The sequence below is a fragment of the Streptomyces sp. NPDC050704 genome, from assembly GCF_040654355.1.
In the GTDB taxonomy this organism is placed as follows: domain Bacteria; phylum Actinomycetota; class Actinomycetes; order Streptomycetales; family Streptomycetaceae; genus Streptomyces.
In genome coordinates, this window is the sequence record NZ_JBFAHW010000014.1 from 85,437 (window position 1) to 106,406 (window position 20,970).

19 protein-coding genes and 1 tRNA gene are annotated in these 20,970 nt (G+C 70.4%); 7 read left to right on the forward strand and 13 right to left on the reverse strand.

Going from position 1 to position 20,970, the window contains the following annotated elements:
- Nucleotides 1-85: 85 nt before the first annotated feature.
- Nucleotides 86-1,186 carry an endonuclease III gene (gene nth / locus AB0I18_RS10690; protein WP_363105112.1) on the reverse strand — a complete coding sequence of 367 codons (1,101 nt, stop codon included), beginning with the start codon at nucleotides 1,184-1,186 and terminating at the stop codon, nucleotides 86-88.
- A 389-nt stretch (nucleotides 1,187-1,575) separates the two neighbouring features.
- Here nth and AB0I18_RS10695 point away from each other — a divergent pair, with 389 nt between their 5' ends.
- Nucleotides 1,576-2,250: a Crp/Fnr family transcriptional regulator gene (locus tag AB0I18_RS10695; RefSeq protein WP_010986016.1), complete on the forward strand. Its 675-nt coding sequence runs from the start codon at nucleotides 1,576-1,578 to the stop codon at nucleotides 2,248-2,250.
- A 115-nt stretch (nucleotides 2,251-2,365) separates the two neighbouring features.
- Here the strand turns inward: AB0I18_RS10695 and AB0I18_RS10700 are convergent, their stop codons facing one another.
- From AB0I18_RS10700 to AB0I18_RS10715, 4 genes are all read right to left on the reverse strand, one after another.
- Nucleotides 2,366-3,205 carry an MBL fold metallo-hydrolase gene (locus AB0I18_RS10700; protein WP_363105049.1) on the reverse strand — a complete coding sequence of 280 codons (840 nt, stop codon included), beginning with the start codon at nucleotides 3,203-3,205 and terminating at the stop codon, nucleotides 2,366-2,368.
- 85 nt (nucleotides 3,206-3,290) lie between these two features.
- The gene (locus tag AB0I18_RS10705) at nucleotides 3,291-4,160 is read right to left on the reverse strand and encodes an NUDIX hydrolase (RefSeq protein WP_363105050.1); all 870 of its coding nucleotides are present in this window, start codon (nucleotides 4,158-4,160) and stop codon (nucleotides 3,291-3,293) included.
- 107 nt (nucleotides 4,161-4,267) lie between these two features.
- Nucleotides 4,268-4,735 (reverse strand): RidA family protein, encoded by a 468-nt coding sequence (locus AB0I18_RS10710; protein WP_363105051.1) that lies wholly within the window; start codon nucleotides 4,733-4,735, stop codon nucleotides 4,268-4,270.
- Nucleotides 4,732-4,893: a DUF4177 domain-containing protein gene (locus AB0I18_RS10715; RefSeq protein WP_363105052.1), complete on the reverse strand. Its 162-nt coding sequence runs from the start codon at nucleotides 4,891-4,893 to the stop codon at nucleotides 4,732-4,734. Before AB0I18_RS10715 ends, AB0I18_RS10710 begins: the two co-directional genes overlap by 4 nt.
- Before the next feature lie 188 nt (nucleotides 4,894-5,081).
- On the opposite strand from AB0I18_RS10715, the gene AB0I18_RS10720 reads away from it, so the two are divergent.
- Entirely contained in the window at nucleotides 5,082-6,059 is a 978-nt protein-coding gene (locus tag AB0I18_RS10720; protein ID WP_363105053.1) for an ArsA-related P-loop ATPase, read from the forward strand.
- Complete coding sequence (locus tag AB0I18_RS10725; RefSeq protein ID WP_363105054.1) at nucleotides 6,056-7,531, forward strand: ArsA family ATPase; 1,476 nt, start codon at nucleotides 6,056-6,058, stop codon at nucleotides 7,529-7,531. Before AB0I18_RS10720 ends, AB0I18_RS10725 begins: the two co-directional genes overlap by 4 nt.
- Nucleotides 7,532-7,665: 134 nt before the next feature.
- On the opposite strand, the gene wblA is transcribed toward AB0I18_RS10725, so the two are convergent.
- Nucleotides 7,666-8,004 carry a transcriptional regulator WblA gene (gene wblA / locus AB0I18_RS10730; protein ID WP_033321758.1) on the reverse strand — a complete coding sequence of 113 codons (339 nt, stop codon included), beginning with the start codon at nucleotides 8,002-8,004 and terminating at the stop codon, nucleotides 7,666-7,668.
- Nucleotides 8,005-8,411: 407 nt separating this feature from the next.
- Between wblA and AB0I18_RS10735 the strand changes: the two genes are divergently transcribed.
- Nucleotides 8,412-10,712 (forward strand): transglycosylase domain-containing protein, encoded by a 2,301-nt coding sequence (locus AB0I18_RS10735; protein ID WP_363105055.1) that lies wholly within the window; start codon nucleotides 8,412-8,414, stop codon nucleotides 10,710-10,712.
- Between the two features lie 158 nt (nucleotides 10,713-10,870).
- Here the strand turns inward: AB0I18_RS10735 and AB0I18_RS10740 are convergent, their stop codons facing one another.
- Complete coding sequence (locus AB0I18_RS10740; RefSeq protein ID WP_363105056.1) at nucleotides 10,871-11,335, reverse strand: GatB/YqeY domain-containing protein; 465 nt, start codon at nucleotides 11,333-11,335, stop codon at nucleotides 10,871-10,873.
- A 129-nt stretch (nucleotides 11,336-11,464) separates the two neighbouring features.
- Between AB0I18_RS10740 and AB0I18_RS10745 the strand changes: the two genes are divergently transcribed.
- The 3 genes from AB0I18_RS10745 to AB0I18_RS10755 all read left to right on the forward strand — a co-directional run bounded on the left by AB0I18_RS10745 (nucleotide 11,465) and on the right by AB0I18_RS10755 (nucleotide 13,553).
- Nucleotides 11,465-12,397 carry a metallophosphoesterase gene (locus tag AB0I18_RS10745; RefSeq protein ID WP_363105057.1) on the forward strand — a complete coding sequence of 311 codons (933 nt, stop codon included), beginning with the start codon at nucleotides 11,465-11,467 and terminating at the stop codon, nucleotides 12,395-12,397.
- Nucleotides 12,398-12,621: 224 nt separating this feature from the next.
- Entirely contained in the window at nucleotides 12,622-13,428 is an 807-nt protein-coding gene (locus AB0I18_RS10750; protein WP_363105058.1) for a Pr6Pr family membrane protein, read from the forward strand.
- A gap of 51 nt (nucleotides 13,429-13,479) precedes the next feature.
- Nucleotides 13,480-13,553: transfer RNA gene (locus tag AB0I18_RS10755), tRNA-Pro, on the forward strand.
- A gap of 369 nt (nucleotides 13,554-13,922) precedes the next feature.
- Here AB0I18_RS10755 and AB0I18_RS10760 read toward each other — a convergent pair.
- The 6 genes from AB0I18_RS10760 to AB0I18_RS10785 form a co-directional block, all read right to left on the reverse strand.
- Complete coding sequence (locus AB0I18_RS10760) at nucleotides 13,923-15,101, reverse strand: cytochrome P450 (protein ID WP_363105059.1); 1,179 nt, start codon at nucleotides 15,099-15,101, stop codon at nucleotides 13,923-13,925.
- A 267-nt stretch (nucleotides 15,102-15,368) separates the two neighbouring features.
- Nucleotides 15,369-16,904, reverse strand: coding sequence for a pyridoxal-dependent decarboxylase (locus AB0I18_RS10765; protein WP_363105060.1), 1,536 nt, complete (start codon nucleotides 16,902-16,904; stop codon nucleotides 15,369-15,371).
- Entirely contained in the window at nucleotides 16,901-17,929 is a 1,029-nt protein-coding gene (locus tag AB0I18_RS10770) for an EamA family transporter (RefSeq protein ID WP_363105061.1), read from the reverse strand. The genes AB0I18_RS10765 and AB0I18_RS10770 overlap by 4 nt, the downstream gene beginning before the upstream one ends.
- Before the next feature lie 27 nt (nucleotides 17,930-17,956).
- The gene (locus AB0I18_RS10775; protein ID WP_363105062.1) at nucleotides 17,957-18,919 is read right to left on the reverse strand and encodes a quinone oxidoreductase; all 963 of its coding nucleotides are present in this window, start codon (nucleotides 18,917-18,919) and stop codon (nucleotides 17,957-17,959) included.
- A gap of 4 nt (nucleotides 18,920-18,923) precedes the next feature.
- A complete protein-coding gene (locus AB0I18_RS10780; protein ID WP_363105063.1) occupies nucleotides 18,924-20,483 on the reverse strand; it encodes a methylaspartate mutase in 1,560 nt (519 codons plus the stop codon).
- Nucleotides 20,480-20,944: a cobalamin-dependent protein gene (locus tag AB0I18_RS10785; RefSeq protein ID WP_363105064.1), complete on the reverse strand. Its 465-nt coding sequence runs from the start codon at nucleotides 20,942-20,944 to the stop codon at nucleotides 20,480-20,482. The genes AB0I18_RS10780 and AB0I18_RS10785 overlap by 4 nt, the downstream gene beginning before the upstream one ends.
- Nucleotides 20,945-20,970: the final 26 nt, after the last annotated feature.

The following is a 20,970-nucleotide window of genomic DNA, read 5'->3' on the forward strand; positions in this document are numbered from 1 at the left end:
TATGGCTCGCGCGCGTCATCGCCACCCCCGTTCTGCTGATCTCAACGCCTGCGGGTCCGCAGATCGTTCCGTCATCCGGCCTCCGTCATCCGGCCCCTGGCGGAGGTGAACCGGGCACGGGCGCCCCCAGCGGCGGTGCGGGGATGCCGCCCGCGTCCAGGTAGGCCTGGGGAGGATTGAGGCGCTGGCCCGGGAAGCCACCCTTCTCGTACTTCAGGAGCTTCTTCGCCTTCTCCGGGTCCGTCTCGCCCTCCCCGTACGCCGGGCAGAGCGGGGCGATCGGGCAGGCGCCGCAGGCGGGCTTGCGGGCGTGGCAGATACGGCGGCCGTGGAAGATCACGTGGTGCGAGAGCATCGTCCACTCGCTCTTCGGGAAGAGCTCGCCGACGGCCGCCTCGATCTTCTCCGGCTCCTTCGCGTCGGTCCACTGCCAGCGCCGGACGAGCCGCTGGAAGTGCGTGTCCACGGTGATGCCGGGGCGCCCGAAGGCGTTGCCCAGCACCACGAAGGCGGTCTTGCGGCCCACTCCGGGGAGCTTGACGAGGTCTTCGAGGCGGCCGGGGACCTCGCCTTTGAAGTCGTCCCGCAGCGCCTTGGAGAGCCCTATCACCGACTTGGTCTTGGCACGGAAGAACCCGGTCGGCCGGAGGATCTCCTCGACCTCCTCCGGGTTCGCCGCGGCCAGGTCCTCGGGGGTGGGGTACTTGGCGAAGAGCGCCGGCGTCGTCTGGTTCACCCGCAGATCGGTCGTCTGGGCGGACAGGACGGTGGCGAGCACGAGCTGGAAGGGGTTCTCGAAGTCCAGCTCCGGATGCGCGTACGGGTACACCTCGCCGAGCTCGCGGTTGATGCGGCGGGCCCGGCGGACGAGGGCGGTGCGGGACTCGTTCCGGGGAGGCTTGGCGGGGGCGATTTTGGCGGGGGTCACTTCGGCGGGCGCGGCTTTCTTCGCGGGTACGGACTTCTTCGCTGGTGCGGACTTCTTGGCGACCGCGGGCTTCTTGGCGGCCGCCTTGGACGGTGCGCTCTTCGTGGCGGCCTTCTCGGCCGCCCGATTGGCGGTCGTCCCGGCGGTCTTCTTCGGGACGGCCGGCTTCTTCGGGACGGCAGTTTTCTTGACGGCCGCTGCTTTCTTGACGGCAGCGGCCTTCCTGGCGGACGCGGCCTTCTTCGCGGACGCGGCCATCTCCTCGGCCGCCACCCCCGCGGCCTTCCCGGCGGCCCCCGCCGACCTCTTCACCGGCCCGGACGCTGCCGCTTTTGTCGTTTTCTTCGTTCCACCGGGGCCCTGTTCGCCCACAGCGGAATCACGACGTACAACCACCCGTCCAGCCCCCTTGGCCTGTGCTCTCACCGGCGATTTGGACACTCGGCCAGCCTAAAGCCCACCGCTGACATCCGCCCCGGCCCTCGTGGATCGGCCCCCAATTGGCCCCCTGCCGCACTGCCTGGGACTCCAGTGCGGCAGACTTGTGACTGATCACACTGTTTGGACCGTCCAGCAAGATGGGGAGCACGGTCCCCGGGTACACCGGGGAACAAGATCCCCTGAGCAGGTCGACAAGGAGAGAACTCGTGGACGACGTTCTGCGGCGCGCCCCGCTCTTCGCGGCGCTCGATGACGAGCAGGCCGCGGAGCTCCGCGCCTCCATGAGTGAGGTGACCCTCGCGCGTGGTGACGCCCTCTTCCACGAGGGCGACCCCGGCGACCGCCTGTACGTGGTCACCGAGGGCAAGGTGAAGCTCCACCGCACATCCCCCGACGGCCGCGAGAACATGCTGGCGGTCCTCGGCCCCGGCGAGCTCATCGGCGAGCTGTCGCTGTTCGACCCGGGCCCGCGCACGGCGACCGCCACCGCGCTGACCGAGGTCAAGCTGCTCGGCCTCGGCCACGGCGACCTCCAGCCCTGGCTGAACGTGCGGCCCGAGGTGGCCGCCGCCCTGCTGCGCGCCGTCGCCCGGCGCCTGCGCAAGACCAACGACCAGATGTCCGACCTGGTCTTCTCCGATGTCCCGGGCCGGGTGGCCCGCGCACTCCTGGACCTCTCGCGCCGCTTCGGCGTGCAGTCCGAGGAGGGCATCCACGTCGTGCACGACCTGACCCAGGAGGAGCTGGCCCAACTGGTCGGCGCCTCCCGCGAGACGGTCAACAAGGCGCTCGCCGACTTCGCGGGCCGCGGCTGGCTCCGCCTGGAGGCCCGCGCGGTGATCCTGCTGGACGTGGAGCGGCTCGCCAAGCGCTCGCGCTGATTTCGTACGTCTACGTAGTAGGCGACTTCGTACGCGCCCGAGGGACCCTGCCACACGGCGGGGTCCTTCTCGTGGGCCTTGTAGGTCTCCGCGGGCCTTGTAGGTCTCGCGGGCCTCACGCCTCCTCGATAAGCCCGTGCTCCCGCAGATAGTCCAGCTGCGCCCGTACCGACAGCTCCGCCGCCGGCCACAACGAGCGGTCGACGTCGGCGTAGACGTGGGCGACGACCTCGGACGGGCTCGTGCGGCCGTCCTCGACGGCCGTCTCGACCTGGGCGAGGCGGTGGGCGCGGTGCGCGAGATAGAACTCGACGGCGCCCTGGGCGTCGTCCAGGACGGGCCCGTGGCCCGGCAGCACCGTGTGCACGCCGTCGTCGACCGTCAGGGACCTCAGGCGCCGCAGGGAGTCCAGGTAGTCGCCCAGGCGCCCGTCGGGGTGCGCGACGAGCGTGGTGCCCCGGCCCAGGATCGTGTCGCCGGTCAGGACGGCCCGGTCGGCGGGCAGATGGAAGCAGAGCGAGTCGGAGGTGTGGCCGGGCGTCGGCACGACGCGCAGCTCCAGGCCGCCCGTGGTGACCACGTTTCCGGCCGCCAGGCCCTCGTCGCCGAGCCGCAGCGCCGGGTCGAGCGCCCGCACCTTCGTGCCCGTCAGCTCCGCGAACCGCGCGGCACCCTCCGCGTGGTCGGGATGCCCGTGCGTCAGCAGCGTCAGCGCGACCCGCCTGCCGGCCTTCTGCGCGATGTCGATGACGTTGCGCAGGTGTACATCGTCCAGGGGGCCCGGATCGATCACCACCGCCAGCTCGGAGTCCGGCTCGGCCACGATCCAGGTGTTCGTGCCGTCCAGGGTCATCGCGGACGCGTTGGGGGCGAGGACGTTGACGGCACGCGGGGTGGCGGGGCCGGACAGGACCCCGCCGCGTGGCTGGCCGGGCAGAGCGGCGGCGTCGGTCATGCGGGGGTGCCTTCCGTTTCCGTTTCCGTTGCCACGAGGAGTGGCAGCACGTCACGTCGCCGGCCGGGACGGGCCGCGGCGCCGGTCATCCCCGGGCTCCGCCGTTCGGGATGTGCTTGGTGAACTCGTCGTGTCCCGGCCAGCTGAGGACCAGCTCGCCGTCCGCCAGCCGGGCCTCGGCCAGGACCGGGGTCAGGTCCCGCTCCGGGGCGGCGGCCAGGGCCTCGGCGGCGGTGCCGTACGCGCGCAGCTGGCGCAGGGTCGCGATGGTGGGCGGCATCATCAGGAGGTCGCCCTTGTCGTACGCGTCCGCCGCCGCCTCGGGGCGGATCCAGACGGTGCGGTCGGCCTCCGTGGAGACGTTGCGGGTGCGCTGCCCCTCCGGGAGGGCGGCCACGAAGAACCAGGTGTCGTAGCGGCGGGGTTCGAACTCCGGAGTGATCCAACGGGTCCAGGCGCCGAGGAGATCGGAGCGCAGGACCAGCCCCCGGCGGTCGAGGAACTCGGCGAAGGAGAGGTCACGGGCGACCAGGGCCGCACGGTCCGCCTCCCACTCGTCCCCCGTGGTGTCGCCGACCACGGTGTCCGGGGCGGGGCCGGCCAGCAGGACGCCCGCCTCCTCGTACGTCTCGCGCACCGCGGCGCAGACGATCGCCTGGGCGGAGGTCTCGTCGACGCCGAGCCGGGACGCCCACCACGCGCGCGTGGGGCCCGCCCAGCGGACCTGGCGGTCGTCGTCCCGGGGGTCCACACCCCCTCCGGGATACGCGTACGCGCCTCCGGCGAAGGCCATGGAGGCGCGTCTGCGCAGCATGTGCACGACGGGTGCGGAGCCGGTGTCCTTGAGCAGCATGACCGTGGCGGCCCGCCTGGGGGTGACCGGTGTCAGCGTGCCCTCCGCCAGCGCGCGGATCCTCTCGGGCCACTCCGGGGGGTACCACTGCCCATTCGCCATGGGCGGAGGCTATCCCGGAGAAGGCTGATGTTCGAGAGGCAACAATCGGCTCCCTGGAGAGCTCCCCCTGCTGGAGAGCCCTCTACGGGAGAACGCCGGGAGCACGCCTACGCCTCGGTCAGCTCCACCTGGATCTCGACCTCCACGGGCGAGTCCAGCGGGAGCACCGCCACGCCGACCGCGCTGCGCGCGTGCACGCCCTTGTCGCCCAGGACCTCGCCCAGGAGCTCGCTCGCACCGTTCAGGACGGCGGGCTGGCCCGTGAAGTCGGAGGCCGAGGCCACGAAGCCGACGACCTTCACGACGCGCGCGATGCGGTCGAGGTCACCCGCGACCGACTTGACCGCGGCGAGGGCGTTCAGGGCGCAGGTACGGGCCAGTTCCTTGGCCTCCTCGGGGGTGACCTCCGCACCCACCTTGCCGGTGACCGGCAGCTTGCCGTCCACCATCGGGAGCTGGCCGGACGTGTACACGTACACCCCCGACTGCACCGCGGGCTGGTACGCGGCCAGCGGCGGCACGACACCCGGCAGCGTCAGCCCGAGCTCGGCCAGCTTCGCCTCGACAGCGCTCACGCGGACTTCTCCCGCTTCAGGTAGGCGACGAGCTGCTCGGGGTTGTTCGGCCCGGGCACGACCTGGACGAGCTCCCAGCCGTCCTCGCCCCAGGTGTCCAGAATCTGCTTCGTGGCATGGACGAGCAGCGGCACGGTCACGTATTCCCACTTGGTCATGAGGGCGACTTTAGCCGCTGCCGCACACGCCCTGTCCGCCCCCGTCACCGACCCCCGTCACCGGGACTGGGCAAGGCCTTCTCTGGGCACCCGTACTCAAGGACGGCGGCATCCCGTCGGCCCCGGACACCCCGGCAACCCCCACCCACAGCCACCGCAACGCACGGTGAGGAATTAGGCTCGAAGACGTGAGCAGGCTTCAGGTCGTCAGTGGCAAGGGCGGTACCGGCAAGACGACGGTCGCCGCAGCCCTCGCGCTCGCCCTCGCGACGGAGGGCAAGCGCACCCTTCTGGTCGAGGTCGAGGCCAGACAGGGCATCGCGCAGCTCTTCGAAACGGAGGCGCTGCCCTATGAGGAGCGGAAGATCGCCGTCGCTCCCGGTGGCGGGGAGGTGTACGCCCTCGCCATCGACCCCGAACTGGCCCTTCTGGACTACCTCCAGATGTTCTACAAACTCGGCGGCGCCGGACGCGCCCTGAAGAAGCTCGGCGCCATCGACTTCGCGACGACGATCGCGCCGGGTCTGCGGGACGTGCTGCTCACAGGCAAGGCCTGCGAGGCCGTCCGCCGCAAGGACAAGAGCGGGCGCTTCGCGTACGACTACGTGGTGATGGACGCCCCGCCGACCGGGCGGATCACCCGCTTCCTGAACGTGAACGACGAGGTGGCCGGGCTCGCCAAGATCGGCCCGATACACAATCAGGCGCAGGCCGTCATGCGGGTGCTCAAGTCGCCCGAGACGGAGGTGCACCTGGTGGCCCTCCTGGAGGAGATGCCCGTCCAGGAGACCGTGGACGCCATCGCCGAGCTGCGCGCCGCGCGGCTGCCGGTGGGGCGGATCATCGTGAACTCGGTGCGGCCCGCGCTCCTCGACGAGGCCGGCCTGGAGCTCACCCGCGCGGCACCGCGCACGGCCATCGCCAAGTCGCTGTCCGCCGCCGGACTCGGCGGCGCGCGCCGCGGCGGGGTCGCCGAGCGCCTCGTGGAGCCGCTGCTGGTCCAGGCGGAGGAGTACGCCGAGCGGTACGCGCTGGAGCGCGACCAGCGGGCCGTACTCCAGGAGGTGGGCCTTCCGCTGCACGAACTCCCGCTGCTCGCCGAGGGAATGGACCTCGCGGGCCTGTACGAACTCGCCACGGAACTGCGTCAGCAAGGGATCTCATGAGTCCGGACCCGGCCCGCGCAAACGATCCTGCCCACGCGGGCGACGCTGCCCGCGGGCACGACCTCGCCCACCCGCACGACCCCGCCCGCGCCATCGACTCCGCCCGTGTCCTGGACGTCGATCCGCTGATCGACGACCCGAAGACCCGCATCGTGGTCTGCTGCGGCTCGGGCGGCGTCGGCAAGACCACCACCGCGGCGGCCCTCGGGCTGCGGGCCGCCGAGCGCGGCCGCAAGGTGGTCGTCCTCACCATCGACCCGGCGCGCAGGCTGGCGCAGTCGATGGGCATCGACGCGCTCGACAACGTTCCGCGCCGCGTGAAGGGCCTCGACGACTCCGGCGACGGCGAACTGCACGCGATGATGCTCGACATGAAGCGCACCTTCGACGAGATCGTCGAGGCGCACGCGGACCGCGAGCGGGCGGCCGCGATCCTGAACAACCCGTTCTACCAGTCACTCTCGGCGGGCTTCGCGGGCACGCAGGAGTACATGGCGATGGAGAAACTGGGGCAGCTCAGGGCCCGCGACGAGTGGGACCTCATCATCGTCGACACCCCGCCCTCGCGCTCGGCGCTCGACTTCCTGGATGCCCCGAAGCGGCTCGGGTCGTTCCTGGACGGCAAGTTGATCCGGCTGCTGACCGCGCCGGCGAAGCTGGGCGGCCGGGCCGGGATGAAGTTCCTGAACGTCGGGATGTCGATGATGACCGGCACCCTGGGCAAGCTCCTCGGCGGCCAGCTCCTCAAGGACATCCAGACGTTCGTGTCCGCCATGGACACCACGTTCGGCGGCTTCCGCACCCGCGCGGACGCCACGTACAAGCTCCTCCAGACACCCGGGACTGCGTTCCTGGTCGTCGCGGCCCCCGAGCGGGACGCGCTGCGCGAGGCCGCGTACTTCGTGGAGCGGCTGGCCGCCGAGGACATGCCGCTCGCCGGGCTCGTACTGAACCGGGTGCACGGCAGCGGTGCCGCTCAGCTGTCCGCCGAGCGGGCACTCGCCGCCGCGGAGAATCTTGCTCTCACGGCTGCGGAAAATCTTGCCGAGACCCGCATTGTGGATCAGATGGACGGGAAAGCTGGTCTTCGTAACTCCCCCGACACATACGACAGTTCAGACGACAGCGACGACAGCTCAGGCGCCGATCCAGATTCTCCCGCTTCCCGGACCGCCGTTCCCGAGGCTCCCGCTTCCGACGCAGGCTCCCCCGCCGCGGACCGGACCGCCGCCGACGGAGCCGGGACGGACCGAACCGTCGAGCACCTCACGGCAGGCCTGCTGAGGCTGCACGCCGAGCGCATGCAGCTGCTCTCCCGCGAGCAGCGCACGCGTGACCGCTTCTCCGCGCTCCACCCCGAAGTGGCGGTGGCCGAAGTGGCCGCGCTGCCCGGCGATGTGCACGACCTCGCAGGGCTGCGGGACATCGGGAACCGGCTCGCGGCCGGTACCTCGCCGGCCGGAGCTGCGTAAGCCTTCCAGGGCCGCGGGGGCCCCTGGTGCGACAGGGCCCGTGCGGTCCCTGACGCGGTGCGTACCGGGTCACGTGCACCCTGACGCGTACGAGGCCGCTGTGGGCCCCGCTGGCATGCGGAGGCGGAGGGCGGTCAGCCCACCGCCGCGTAGTGCTCGTACACCTCTTCCTCGTCGAGGGGCAGGATCCCCGCCCCTCGCTCGTACTCGGTACGCGCGGTTTCGAGCAGCCTGCGCCAAGAGGTGACGGTGGGCCGCCTGCGCAGCAGTGCGCGGCGCTCCCGCTCCGTCATTCCTCCCCACACGCCGAACTCGACGCGGTTGTCCAGCGCGTCAGCCAGGCACTCCGTACGTACCGGACATCCGGTGCATACTGCCTTGGCCCTATTCTGCGCTGCTCCTTGAACGAACAGTTCATCCGGATCGGTAGTGCGGCAGGCCGCCTGCGCACTCCAGTCGGTTACCCAGCCCATACCGGCGCCGTCCTCTCCCGAATCGAGGCTCCCCCACGGCGGCAGCGGCATATTCACCGCCGCCAGTTGAGGACGTTACGGAAGGTGGGCACAGTCAACCAGCCCCTTCGGGCCCAATCTTGAATGGCCCGAATGGACTATGCGTACGCGGCAGATCACCCAACGGAGTGACCTGGCGACATGCGTGATCTTCCCGGCAAACCGGGACAGTTGAGTTGAGTCACAACGGACGCCAGGTGACGCATGAGGCGGATTCGGACACGCGTCCAACAAAAAAGTTGGTTCCGACCGGAACGATTCGGGGTCGCCGGACGTATTGATACGTAGCCCTACTGCTGTGACAGTTGAGAGCAGCTTAGGCCAAGGCCTGTACGCGTGTCCGGAGAATGAGAACGTAGGCTGCCCCTATGCCAAAGAAGCGCTCGGGCGGTGGTCTGTCGCCAACGCAGCAGGCCGCCAAGTTCCTCGGTGTCAGTGTGCTCGCAGGAGCCGTCATGGCCGGTATCGCGGTGCCGGCGGTGGGTGCGCTCGGTCTCGCGGCCAAGGGATCCGTCGAGGGATTCGACGAGATCCCGGCCAATCTGAAGCGGCCACCGCTGAGCCAGCGCACCACGATCCTGGACAACCAGGGCGGGCGGATCGCCACGGTCTACTCACGTGACCGCACGGTGGTCGACCTCAAGGACATCTCGCCGTACATGCAGAAGGCGATCGTCGCGATCGAGGACTCGCGCTTCTACAAGCACGGCGCGGTGGACCTGAAGGGCGTCCTGCGCGCCCTCAACAAGAACGCGCAGAGCGGAGGCGTCTCAGAGGGCGCGTCCACGCTCACGCAGCAGTACGTGAAGAACGTCTTCGTGGAGGAGGCGGGCGACGACGCGACGAAGATCGCCCAGGCCACCCAGCAGACCCTCGGCCGCAAGATCAAGGAACTGAAGTACGCGATCCAGGTCGAGGAAGAGCTCGGCAAGAAGAAGATCCTCGAGAACTACCTGAACATCACGTTCTTCGGACAGCAGGCCTACGGCGTCGAGGCCGCGTCCCAGCGCTACTTCTCCAAGTCCGCCAAGGACTTGAAGCTGGAGGAGGCCGCGCTGCTCGCCGGCATCGTCCAGTCGCCGAGCCGGTACGACCCGGTCAACGACGAGGCGGAGGCCACCAAGCGGCGCAACACCGTGCTGCAGCGCATGGCCGCCGTCAAGGACATCTCCCAGGCGGAGGCCGAGGCGGCCATGGCGAAGCCGCTCGGCCTGAAGGTCAGCAAGCCGGACAACGGCTGCATCACGGCGGTCAAGGACGCCAGCTTCTTCTGTGACTACGTCCGCGAGGTCTTCCTGACCGACCCGGTCTTCGGCAAGACCAAGGAGGCCCGGGCCAAGGTCTGGAACCGCGGCGGTCTGACGATCCGTACGACGCTCGACCCGCAGTCCCAGGACTCGGTGCAGGCGTCCATCAAGGCTCACGTCTACAAGAAGGACAAAGTCGCGGCGGCTTCGACGCTCGTCGAGCCCGGCTCCGGCAAGATCCTTGCGATGGGCCAGTCCAAGCCGTACGGCTACGGCAAGAACGAGACGGAGTACAACTACTCGGTCGACGCGAAGATGGGCGGCTCGAACTTCGGCTTCCCGACGGGTTCGACGTTCAAGCCGTTCCTGGCCGCGGCCGCCCTGGAAGAGGGCAAGCCCGCCAACCAGGTCTATCCCGCGCCGTTCGAGATGCCTTATCCGGCCTCGGTGCAGACGTGCAGCGGAAAGCCCTGGGTCAACCAGGGCGGCAAGGCCAAGGTCGAGAACGAGGACGAGTCGGAGGTCGGTCCGTACGGCCTGCAGGAGGCCATGGCCAAGTCGGTCAACACCTACTTCGTGCAGATGCTCGAGGACACCGGCATGTGCCCGGTGGTGAAGATGACCGACAAGCTGGGCGTGGTGCAGGGCAACGGCACCAAGGTGCCCGAGGTGCCCGCCTCGCTCACCCTCGGATCCACCGGCCTCTCGCCGCTGACCATGGCGAGCGCGTACGCGGCCTTCGCCAACCGCGGCACGTACTGCACGCCGGTCGCGATCGAGTCGATCAGCCAGCAGCTCGGCGGTGAGAAGAAGTCCCTCAAGGTGCCGAAGTCGACGTGCTCGCGGGCGATGTCGGAGTCCACCGCGGACATGATCAACGCGCTGCTCAGCGGCGTGATCGACTCCGGTACGGGCCAGCAGGCCGGTCTCACCGACCGGGACAACGCGGGTAAGACCGGTACGACGGACTTCCGCAAGAACGCCTGGTTCGTGGGCTACACGCCGAAGCTGTCCGGCGCGGTCTGGGTCGGCAGTGCCACCCAGAAGGTCGAGATGGTGAACATCAGGATCGGCGGCCAGATGCACGACAAGGTCTTCGGCGGCGCGGTGCCCGGACCGATCTGGAAGGACGCCATGGCCGGCGCCCTCGCGGGCCGGGACTCCGGAACCTTCAACAACGTCAGGATCCCCGAGGTCGAGCGCCCCCGCGAAGAGGACCGCGACGACGAGGACAACGGGAACGGCGACAACAACGACAACGGGGGGAACGGCGACAACGGGAACGGCGGCGGGAACGGGGGGAACGACGGCGGCACCGTCGGCGGCCCGTTCCCCGACCCGACCATCTCGTTCCCGGAGGAGTGGACGATCGGCGGAAACGGGAACGGCGGGAACGGGAACGGCGGCGGGAACTTTCCGTAGGCCCTAGCCCGGTCCTGTAGGTGTACGAAGAGGTGGGCGCCCCCTGATGATTGGGGGCGCCCACCTCTTCGTACACGTACAGAACCCGGCCGTATGCGTACGGGATCTGGTCGTATGCGTACGAGATCCGGTCGTATACGTACGGGATCGGGCCGGGCTCAGCCCGCGAGCTGTTTCTTGACCAGCGCGGCGACGCGGCCGCCCTCGGCCAGGCCGGCCACCTTCGGGTTCACGATCTTCATGACCTGACCCATGGCGCGCGGGCCCTCGGCGCCGGCCGCCCTGGCCTCCTCGACCGCCTGCGTGACGATCTGCTGGAGCTCGTCGTCGGAGAGCTGCTTGGGCAGGTACTCGGCGAGGAGCTCGCCCTCCGCCTTCTCCCGCTCCGCGGACTCGGCGCGGCCGCCCTGCGCGAAGGCCTCGGCGGCCTCGCGGCGCTTCTTCGCCTCCTTGGCGATCACCTTCTGCACCTCGTCGTCGGAGAGTTCGCGCTTCTCCGTGCCCGCGACCTCTTCCTTCGTGATCGCGGTGAGGGTCAGCCGGAGCGTCGAGGAGCGGAGCTCGTCGCGCCCCTTGATCGCGGCGTTGAGGTCAGCCTGCAGCTTCGACTTGAGCGTGGTCATGGGTCGATTGTCGCAGGTGTGGTGCGACGGCTGCGCGTTGATTTCGGGCAGCACCTCCGGTGGGACCGGGTGTGCGTACCAACACCTCCGGTGGGACCGGGTGTCGGTGCCGTCTGACACGATGGACGTATGCGCGCGCGATACGGAGTACCCCTGGGAATTGCGGCGGCCGGCGCCGCCGGTCTGCTCTACTCGGCAGGTTTCGAAGCCCGATCCTTCCGTCTGCGGAGAGTGACGGTCCCGGTGCTGCCTCCCGGGATGCGGCCGCTGCGCATGCTCCAGGTCTCCGACATCCACATGGTGAGCGGCCAGCGCAAGAAGCAGCGTTGGCTGCGCTCACTGGCCGGGCTGCGCCCCGACTTCGTCATCAACACCGGGGACAACCTCTCCGATCCGGAGGGCGTGCCCGAGGTCATGGACGCGCTCGGCCCGCTGATGGAGTTCCCGGGCGCGTACGTCTTCGGCTCGAACGACTACTACGGACCCACACTCCGCAACCCCGCCCGGTACTTGTTCGAGAAGACGCAGGGGCGGCACGGGCTGAACGGCAACGCACCCGTAGTCGACGCGGTCCACAACCCGTGGGAGTCGCTGCGCGACGGCTTCGACTCGGCGGGCTGGCTGAACCTGACGAACGCGCGCGGCGGCCTGAAGATCGACGGCTTCGAGATCGAGCTGACCGGGCTCGACGATCCGCACATCAAGCGCGACCGGTACGCGCGTGTGGCCGGCGGCCCGTCCGACTCGGCCGACTTCTCGATGGGCATCGTGCACGCTCCGTACCTGCGCACGCTCGACGCCTTCACCGCGGACGGCTACCCCCTGATCCTGGCCGGCCACACCCACGGCGGGCAGCTCTGCCTCCCCTTCTACGGCGCCTTCGTGACCAACTGCGACCTGGACACGGAGCGGGTGAAGGGGCTGTCCACGCACACGGAAACGGCCTCCGGCCGGACGTCGTACATGCACGTGTCGGCGGGGTGCGGGACGAGCCGGTACACGCCGGTACGGTTCGCGTGCCCACCGGAGGCGACGTTGCTGACGCTGGTGGGGCGGGACTGAGGCGGGGGCGGTTTTGGTGGGGTTGGGCTGATTCCGGTTCCGGTGAGGCGGGGGCGGTTTCGGTGAGGCGGGGCTGACTGTGGTGAGGCAGGACTGAGGCTGGGCCGGTTTTGTGGGGCGGGGCCCGTTCCGGTGAGGCTGGGCCGACTGTGGTGGGCCAGGGGCGACACCCGGCCGGTTCAACACGAATCGCCCCTTTTATCCACCCTGCTTAGCGTGAGGGCATGACCGCCCCCATACCCGCGGATATCCCGGGCATCCCCGCACTCCCCCGCATAGCCGCCGGCGCCGCCGCTGCCACCGTCTCCGTCGTCCCGGCGGACGCCGTCGTCCCCCGCGTCCGCCGCCCTCTGACCGCCGCCTTCCGCCTGCTCGTCGCACTGACGGCGGCCGGGGGCGTCGCACTCGCCCTGGTCCTCGGCTCCCCGCTCCGAGTGCTGAGCTACTTCACGATCCAGAGCAGCATCCTGGTGGCCGCGGTGTTCGCCCTCTCGGCGTGCCGGGCCTGGACGGCCCGCCGCCCGCTACCGCCGTCCGTCACCGCCGGCACACTGCTCTACGCCGTGTTCGCCGGCCTGGTCTACCACCTGGTCCTGGCGGACGACGCGAGCACCTTCGCCATGACGGGCGACCTCGACACCCTCACCGGCTGGCACGCGCTCACGAACCACCTCCTGCACACAGTGGTCCCGGTCGCGGCCGCGCTGGACTGGCTCCTGCTGACCCGCCCGGGCCCGCTGCATCCGCACCACGCGGTCGCCTGGCTCGCCTTCCCCGTGGCCTACCTGGCCTTCGTCCTGACCCGGGGCGCGCTCCTGCCCCCGGACACCGCGGCACGCTACCCGTACCCCTTCCTCGACGTGCCCCAACGCGGCTACGTAGAAGTCCTGGGCAACGCCACCGTCCTCGGCCTCGCCTGCTACGCCCTCGCCCTCCTCCTCGTCGCCCTCGACCACATCCGCCCCGGCCCACGCCGCCGCCGACCCCCCGAAAACCGGATTTCGTCTCCGGCCACCAGTGGGCTAAAGTAAACGACGTCGCCACGGCACAAACCACGCGAGTGGCCTGCCGAGCAGCGACATCGGGGTGTAGCGCAGCTTGGCAGCGCGCTTCGTTCGGGACGAAGAGGTCGTGGGTTCAAATCCCGCCACCCCGACAGATGAAACACCAGGTCAGGGGCCTGATCCGCATTGCGGGTCGGGCCCCTGAGTGGTTGATGGGGGCCGTCTGGGTACCGGCTTCGGAATTCCGGCTCCCAGCCCTCGTCGCTGTTCGAGCTCTCGGCCGGGTTCAGGAGCCGTCGGGAATGTGCGGCGTGCTGCCTGCGTCTCGGGACAGGAGCCGGGCGGATGCGTAGAGGGGTGCGGAGAACGCAGAGAGCATGATGCCGCCCACTGCCGCCGGCGCATGCTCCGACCGGGCGCCGCGGTGGTCGGCCGTCCGGGCCGCCCGGACTCCGCAGGTGACAGGTGACAGGTGGCCAGGGCTCCGATGCAGGTCTGCCGGGGTTCCAGTGCTCTCGTCGTTACAGGGTGAGCGGCAGGGATGTGAGGCCGCGCATCAACCGCGTGTGCCGCCAGGCCAGTTCCTCAGGGGGAACTGCCAGTCGAATGTTGGGGAAGCGGAGAATGACGGCCCGGAGGGCGAGTTCGGCTTCGGCTCGGGCGAGGGGGGCTCCCAGGCATCTGTGGATACCGTGGCCGAAGGCGAGGTGCCCGGTGGCACCGCGGTTGATGTCGAGCCGGTCCGGCCCGGGGAATCGGGTGGGGTCACGGTTGGCGGCACCGGGAGCGATGAGTACCGGAACGCCTGCGGGGATCGTGGTCCCGCCGAGTGTGAGCGCCTCGGTGCTGTAGCGGAACGTGGCGATCCCGACAGGCGAGTCGAAGCGCAGCAACTCGTCCAGGGCGCTCCCGAGCAGCTGGGGTTCGGCTCTCAACTGCGCGAGCGACTCCGGGTGTTGCAGAAGAGCCAGGGCCGCGTTGCCGATGAAGTTGGTGGTGGTCTCATGGCCGGCCACAAGCAGGAGCACGGCGAGCGATATGAGTTCGTCCTCCGTCAGCTTGTCCTGGCCGTCGCGTACGGCGATGAGGTCGTCGAGCAGACTCTCGCCGGGCGAGCTGCGTCTGGAGGCGACGAGGTCGGTCATGTAACCGCCGACGGCATGTGAGGCGGCGTCGATCCGCCGGGGATCTCCGGCGGCGAACAGCTCGCTCGACCACGTGTGCACGAGCCGGCGGTCGGATTCGGGTACTCCCAGCAGCTGACAGATGACGGTGACCGGCAGCGGTACCGCGAGGCTCTCGACGAGGTCCACCCGTCCGTGATCCGGCCAGGCGTCGAGCAGTTCGTCGACCAGGTCGGCGATGTAGGGGCGCAACCGCGCGACGGCCCCGGTGGTGAACGCCTTCGTCACCAGCGCCCGCAGCCGTGCGTGGCGCGGCGGGTCGGTGGCAAGCATGTTCTGGGAGACGGCAGGATGGAGGTCCCGCTGCGACGGTCGGCCGGCGAAGAACCGCACGGTGTCCTTCGAAAGCCGAGGATCGGTGAATGCCTCCCGGGCCTCTGCGTAGCCCGTGACCAGGTAGCTGTAGCGCCCTCCTGAACCGGTGGGCACCTGCTGAACCGGGGCTGCGTTTCGCAGCCGGGCGTAGGTCGCGTAGGGATCGGCGAAGAAACGCGGGTCCTGCAACGGGTCGGTCACGCTTGCGAGTCCATTCCTGCGGGTGCCGGTTCGTCTGCGCCGGTGCGCGTGATCCCGCTCTGTGCGCAGGCGCAGGCGCGGGCGACGAGGAGCAGCCACTCGGTCTCGGCGCGGAGGTTGCCCTCCCGGGAGACAGTACCGGGGGCCGGCGGTGCGGCTTCTGTCCGCGGCTCGCTCCCGGACGTGATCGTCGTCAAGAGGGTGTGGCCCGACCAGCGCCCCGACGGCGCCCGCTCCGTCACAAGCCATGCGGAGCCTCAATCAGCCTCAATCAGCCTCAATGAAGTGGTCTTCTGCCAGTTCGCGGGCCGCGGTCTCGATGTCCGTCAGCAGTTCGTCGATCTCGGACCTGGTCGTGGTCGGGTTGAGGAAGACCAGTTTCAGGTGGACCTGTGGTCTGCCTTCCGAGTCGGTGATCTTTGTGCGGGCCAGCAGTGCTCGGCCCTCCGTCATGAGCTTTCTGCGTACCGCCGCGTTCCAGGCGCTCTCGTCCGCCACCGGGTTGGCGCTCGTGGGACGGCAGCGGAAGATCACCGTGCTGAGCAGCGGTTCCGCCACCAGGTGCAGGCCGTCGGTGGCGGTGATCCGGGCCGCGGCGTGGCGCGCCTGTTCGTGGCAGGCGTCCACCCAGGCGCCCATGCCCTCGCGCCCCACCGTCAGCAGTGAGGCCGCGATCTTGAAGGCGTCGGAGCGGCGGGTGGTCTGGAGGGAGGTGCCGAGCAGGGCGGTGAAACCGGCGGCCTCGTCGTCGGACGGGTTCAGGTAGACCGCCTGCTGGTCTAGGCAGGCCATGTGGTGCCGGTCGCGTACCAGCAGCACGCTCGAAGAGGCCGGAGTCCAGCCGAACTTGTGCAGGTCGAAGGCGACCGAGTCGGCCCCTGCCAGACCGTCGAGGAGCGGGGCGAGCGTCGGCGAGAACAGTGCCCCGATGCCGTACGCCGCGTCGACGTGCAGCCAGGTCCCGTACTCGGCGGCGAGGGCCGCCAGTTCGGGCAGCGGGTCGAAGGACCCGTGGTCCGTGGTGCCGGCCGTCGCGACCAGGGCCACCGGGACCTCGTCGGGGGCGAAGCCGTCGAGTATCCGCCTGGCCTCGTCGACGAGCATCCGGCCGCGGTCGTCCACCGGCACGGTATCCACGGCGTCCCGGCCGAGGCCGAGGAAACCGGCGGCGCGTGCGATCGAGAAGTGGGCGGCCTCCGAACAGAGGATGCGCGGCCGGATCCGCCGCCCCGCCAGCCCCGCCCGGGACACCTCCCCCGAGCCGGGACCCGCCGGGTCGGCGTCCTTCAGCGCGCGGTCCCTGCTGAGCAGCAGCCCCATCAGGTTGGAGATGCTGCCGCCGGGGGTCAGAGTCCCCGACGCCTGGTCGCCGAAGCCGACCCAGGAAGCCATCTCCTTGATCAGCTGCCGCTCCAGTTCCAGCGCGAAGGGCCCGCTCTCCCAGGCATGCAGCGACTGGTTGAGCGCGGCGGCCAACAGTTCGGCGGCGGCGGACGCGGCGGTGGGTGCGCACTGCATACGGGCCACCGCCGACGGGTGCGTGAGGTCGGCCGCCCACATCGCGTACGCCTCGAAGAGGTCCGTCACCCGCTGGGCACTGGGCTCGTCGGCGAGGAACTTCCCCCCGCCCATCGCCTCGCGCACCGCTGCCACAGCCGCCTCGGGCCCGCCGGGCGCGACCGGGCCGCCGCGCTTGAGCGCGGCGCCGCCGAGTGCGCCGAGGGCCGTGTTCAGGAGGGTCCTCAGCTGCTCCAGGCCCTCCGGACTGCCTGCGAGTGCCGCGTTCCTGCCGGTTTCGATCATTTCTCTTCGGATCCTTGAGTGAGGGTGGACGTGGAGGTGGGGGCGGGAGGGAGAGGGGCACCAGGGGTGAAGGTGGGGGCGGTACCGGGCGGGCGCTCGCGGGGCGATCGGGTGCTGCGGATGACTCCGATCGACGCCGCCACGACCGCGGCCAGGCCCAACGCCTGGAGCGGAGACAGGGTTTCGTGCAGGACGAGCAGGGCGACCAGGGCGCCGATCGCCGGTTCCAGACTCAGCAGCACCCCGAACACCAGCGCCGACACCCGGCGCAGCGTCTCCATCTCGCAGGTGTACGGGACGAGGGACGACAGCATCGCGACACCGAAGCCGAAGGCCAGCACCTCCGGCCGGGCGAGCGCCGCGCCGCCCTCCACCAGCCCGGCCGGCAGGGAGCACAGGGTGCCGAACGCCATGGCGAGCGCGAGTCCGCCGCCACCGGGCAGTACCGCCCCGACCCTGGCGGACAGGGGCACGTACGAACCCCAGAAGACGGCGCAGGCCAGGGCGATCAGCAGGCCGGTCACGCCCGCCGCGCCGCCCTGCCAGCCGAGGAGGGCGATGCCGCTCGCCGCGAGCACGATCCAGAGCCGGTCCCTGGCCCGGCGCGAGGACATCGCGGCGACCGCGAGCGGGCCCGCCATGCCGACGGTCAGGGCCACCCCGACGGGCATCCGGGCCATGGCCAGGTAGAAGCAGATGTTCATGCCCGCGATGGCGACGCCGAGTGCCGCCACCGCACCCGCCGTACGACGGTCCAGGCGCAGCGAGGGCCGCCACCACAGGAGCAGGACGACGGCGGCGAAGCCGAGTCGCATCACCGTCATCGCCGCCGGGCCCACCGTGCCGAACAGCTGTTTGGCGAATGCCGCGCCCAGTTGCGTGCTCACCATTCCGATGAGCATCAGCACCGGCGCCGGGACCACGTCCATTCCCTTCCACCCGCCGGTGGTCGCCGGTGCGGACGCCGATGCCTTCGTCACCGCGTTCGTCGAACTCGCCGTACTCGTCCTGATGTCAACGCTCATGGCGTGCTCCCGTCTCCCCTTGTGTGCTCACGGCGTGAGCAGGACCTTGCCCGTGGTGAGGCGGCCCTCCAGCAGCTCGTGCGCCCGCGCCGCGTCGGCCAGTGGCAGCTCCGCGTGCACGCGCGGACGTACGACGCCCTGGGCGACGTAGGCGAAGAGTTCGGCGGCGGCGGCCCGCAGGGACGGCGCGTCCGGTACGTGGTCGGCGAGAGTGGGGCGGGTGAGGTGGAGTGAGCCGCTGGTACGCAGCGACTCCACGTCGAAGGGCGGCACGGGTCCGCTGGACAGGCCGCAGACAACGAGGGTGCCGCGGCGGCGCAGGGCCTTGAGGCTCTCCTCGAACGTCGCCGCACCGACCGAGTCGTAGACCACGTGCGCGCCCTCGCCCGCGGTCAGTTCGCGTACCTGGGCCGCGAACTCCTCGTAAGGGACGGCATGTTGGGCACCCGCCGCGAGGGCGGTCTGCCGCTTCTCCTTGGTGGAGGCGACGGCGACGACGTTCGCACCCCGGTGCGCGGCCAGTTGGATCAGGAGTTGGCCCAGGCCGCCGGCGGCGGCGAGGACGACGACGGTCTCGCCGGACGCCACGGGGTGAGTGGTGTGACTCAGGTAGTGCGCGGCGAGCCCCTGGAGCAGGACCGCCGCCGCGTCCTTGAGGGAGACGGCCTCGGGGACGGGTACCAGCTTGGCCGCCGGTACCGCCGTGTACTCGGCGTAGGCGCCGAGTTGGGTCGCGTAGGCGACGCGGTCGCCCGGCGCGATGCCCTCGACGCCCTCGCCCACGGCGGTGACGACGCCGGCCGCCTCCTGGCCCGGGACGAGCGGATAGGGGGCCGGGTAGGTGCCGTTGCGGTAGTAGACGTCGATGAAGTTGAGGCCGATCGCGGCATTGCGGACGACTGCCTGACCGGGGAGGGGCGACGGTTCGGGGAGGTCGGTGGGGGTGAGGGCGGTGGGACCGCCGGGCTCGGTGACGTGGAGGGCTCGCATCGGATCAGTTCCTCGATTCGCTGAGTGTGGGGGCGGAGGTGATCGCGGAGGAGGCGTGAGTGACCCCAAGTGCGCCAAGTGCGCCAGGTGCCCCAGGTGCGCCAGGTGCGCCAGGTGCGGGGACGGACAACGGGGCGCTGTGCGGCCGCGAAGTCGGCTCCTCCTCCTGAAACACGTGCCGGAAGTAGTTGATGTCGCCGGTCAGTCCCCGCGTCAGCGCGTCGAAGCCGGGTTCCGGACCGTCCACCGCGTGCAGGAGTTCCTCGTTGCGGCGCAGGTGGGCCGCCGAGAACGGCAGCGCGCCCGCCGACAGATAGCGGATGGCACCCGTGCGGTCCCGCCTCGGGATCAGGTCGGAGCGGGCGTGACGGCTGGCGCTGAAGGGGATGTCGAGCCGGCCTTCCGCGAACGCCTCGACGATCGCCCCGGTCACATCGGCGTGCGCCAGGAGTGGCTCCACGAGGTCCGCGACCTCCGCGAGTATCCACTCCAGCTCCTGGCCGACCTGATGGTCGTCGACCGTGATGAAGTCGAGGAGCGGTGAGTTGGCGCGGTCCGCCAGCCGCAGGCCCGCCACGTTGGCCGCCGTGTCGGGAATCCCGTACGCCTCCTGATGGGTCTTGGTGATCAGCTTGGAGGCTCCGCCGAGCCGGGCGACGAGCGCCCCGTAGAGGATCAGGTCCTCGGCGTTGCCCCGCTCGCGCGGGAAGACACCCATGAACTCGTGCAGGACCGCGTGGACCGTGACCCCGGCGGGGAGGTAGCGCTCGGCGAGTACGGGGATGCTCCGCAGGGCCGCGACGTCCTGGGCGAGATGACCGCCCTGCGGGTAGGCGACCGAGATGCAGCGGACGCCCGCGCGGGCCGCGAGCACCGCTTCCAGCACGCTGATGGCGAGGCTGATCGAGGGCGGCACCAGCACGGCGGTGAGCGTGCCGAACAGCTCCCGGTCGATGACCACACCGTGCTCGGCGAGTTCCCCGCAGCGCCGGTCCACGTCCTGCCAGGCCGCGAGCGACCCGGCCAGCGGTACGGCCTTGGAGTAGGGCAGGTTGTACGAGATCCCGCCGCCCTCGAAGGAGGTGACGCCGGAGGCCACGGACACGTCGAAGAGGATGCGGGCGTCCGGTGAACCGTGCCGGATCTCCAGCGGTGCGGCGACCAGTTCGTTGATCTCCCTGCCACGCTGCCAGCCGTGGGCCACCAGGGGGTAGCCGTTCAGGTCGGCGGGGCGGACGTTGAGGGTTCGCAGGGCCTCCTCGAACCTCTTCAGCCGGGTGTGCGAGTCGATGGTGAGCGTGAGGATGTCGGGCGCGGCCTCGGCCTCCAGGGCCACGAGGAGGGCCTTCATCTCCTCGTGCCCGCCGACGCCGCACCGGGGCTGGACGGCCACCCGTCCCCGCGCCCGGCACGTGTCGAGGACCTCGGCGGCGGTGGGCTTTCCCAGCGAGGTGATGTACGCGGCCGACTCGGCCGGTGTCGGCAGCGTCGCCGGGTCGCCGTCGGTACGCCCGCGTGCGGTGCGCGGTCCCGCCGCGCGCGGCGGCAGCGATGACAGGCTCAAGACGCCGCCCGCCCGGCGGACACGGCCGACCGGCGGCGTGTCATGCGCAGTTCGTCGAGGAGGGCCGGCAGTTCGGCCGGCTCGGACAGGATGTGGTCCACGCCGGTGGCGTAGAGGCGGTCGAGGGAGGAGGAGTCCTTGTGACTGCCGACCGACAGATTGCCGCCGACGACGACGGGGCAGGTGATCCGGCCGGACTGCTTGGCCCGGTCGAGGCCGCGCAGGTCCTCGTGGACATGGCCGTTGAGACTGCCGATGACGACGGCCTCGGCGTCCGGGTACTGCTCGCACGCCTCGGCGAACTCCTCGACCGGGGTGCAGGTACCGAGGTTGACCACGTGGAAGCCGAGACCGCGCAGCGAGTAGGCGATGAGGTGGTTGGCCACCGCGTGGCTGTCGCTGGCCGCGACCCCGAGTATGACCGTGCGAGGCGCTGGTGTCTGGTGTGGCATTGTCCGCATCGATGATTCCTGAATCGGTATGGGAG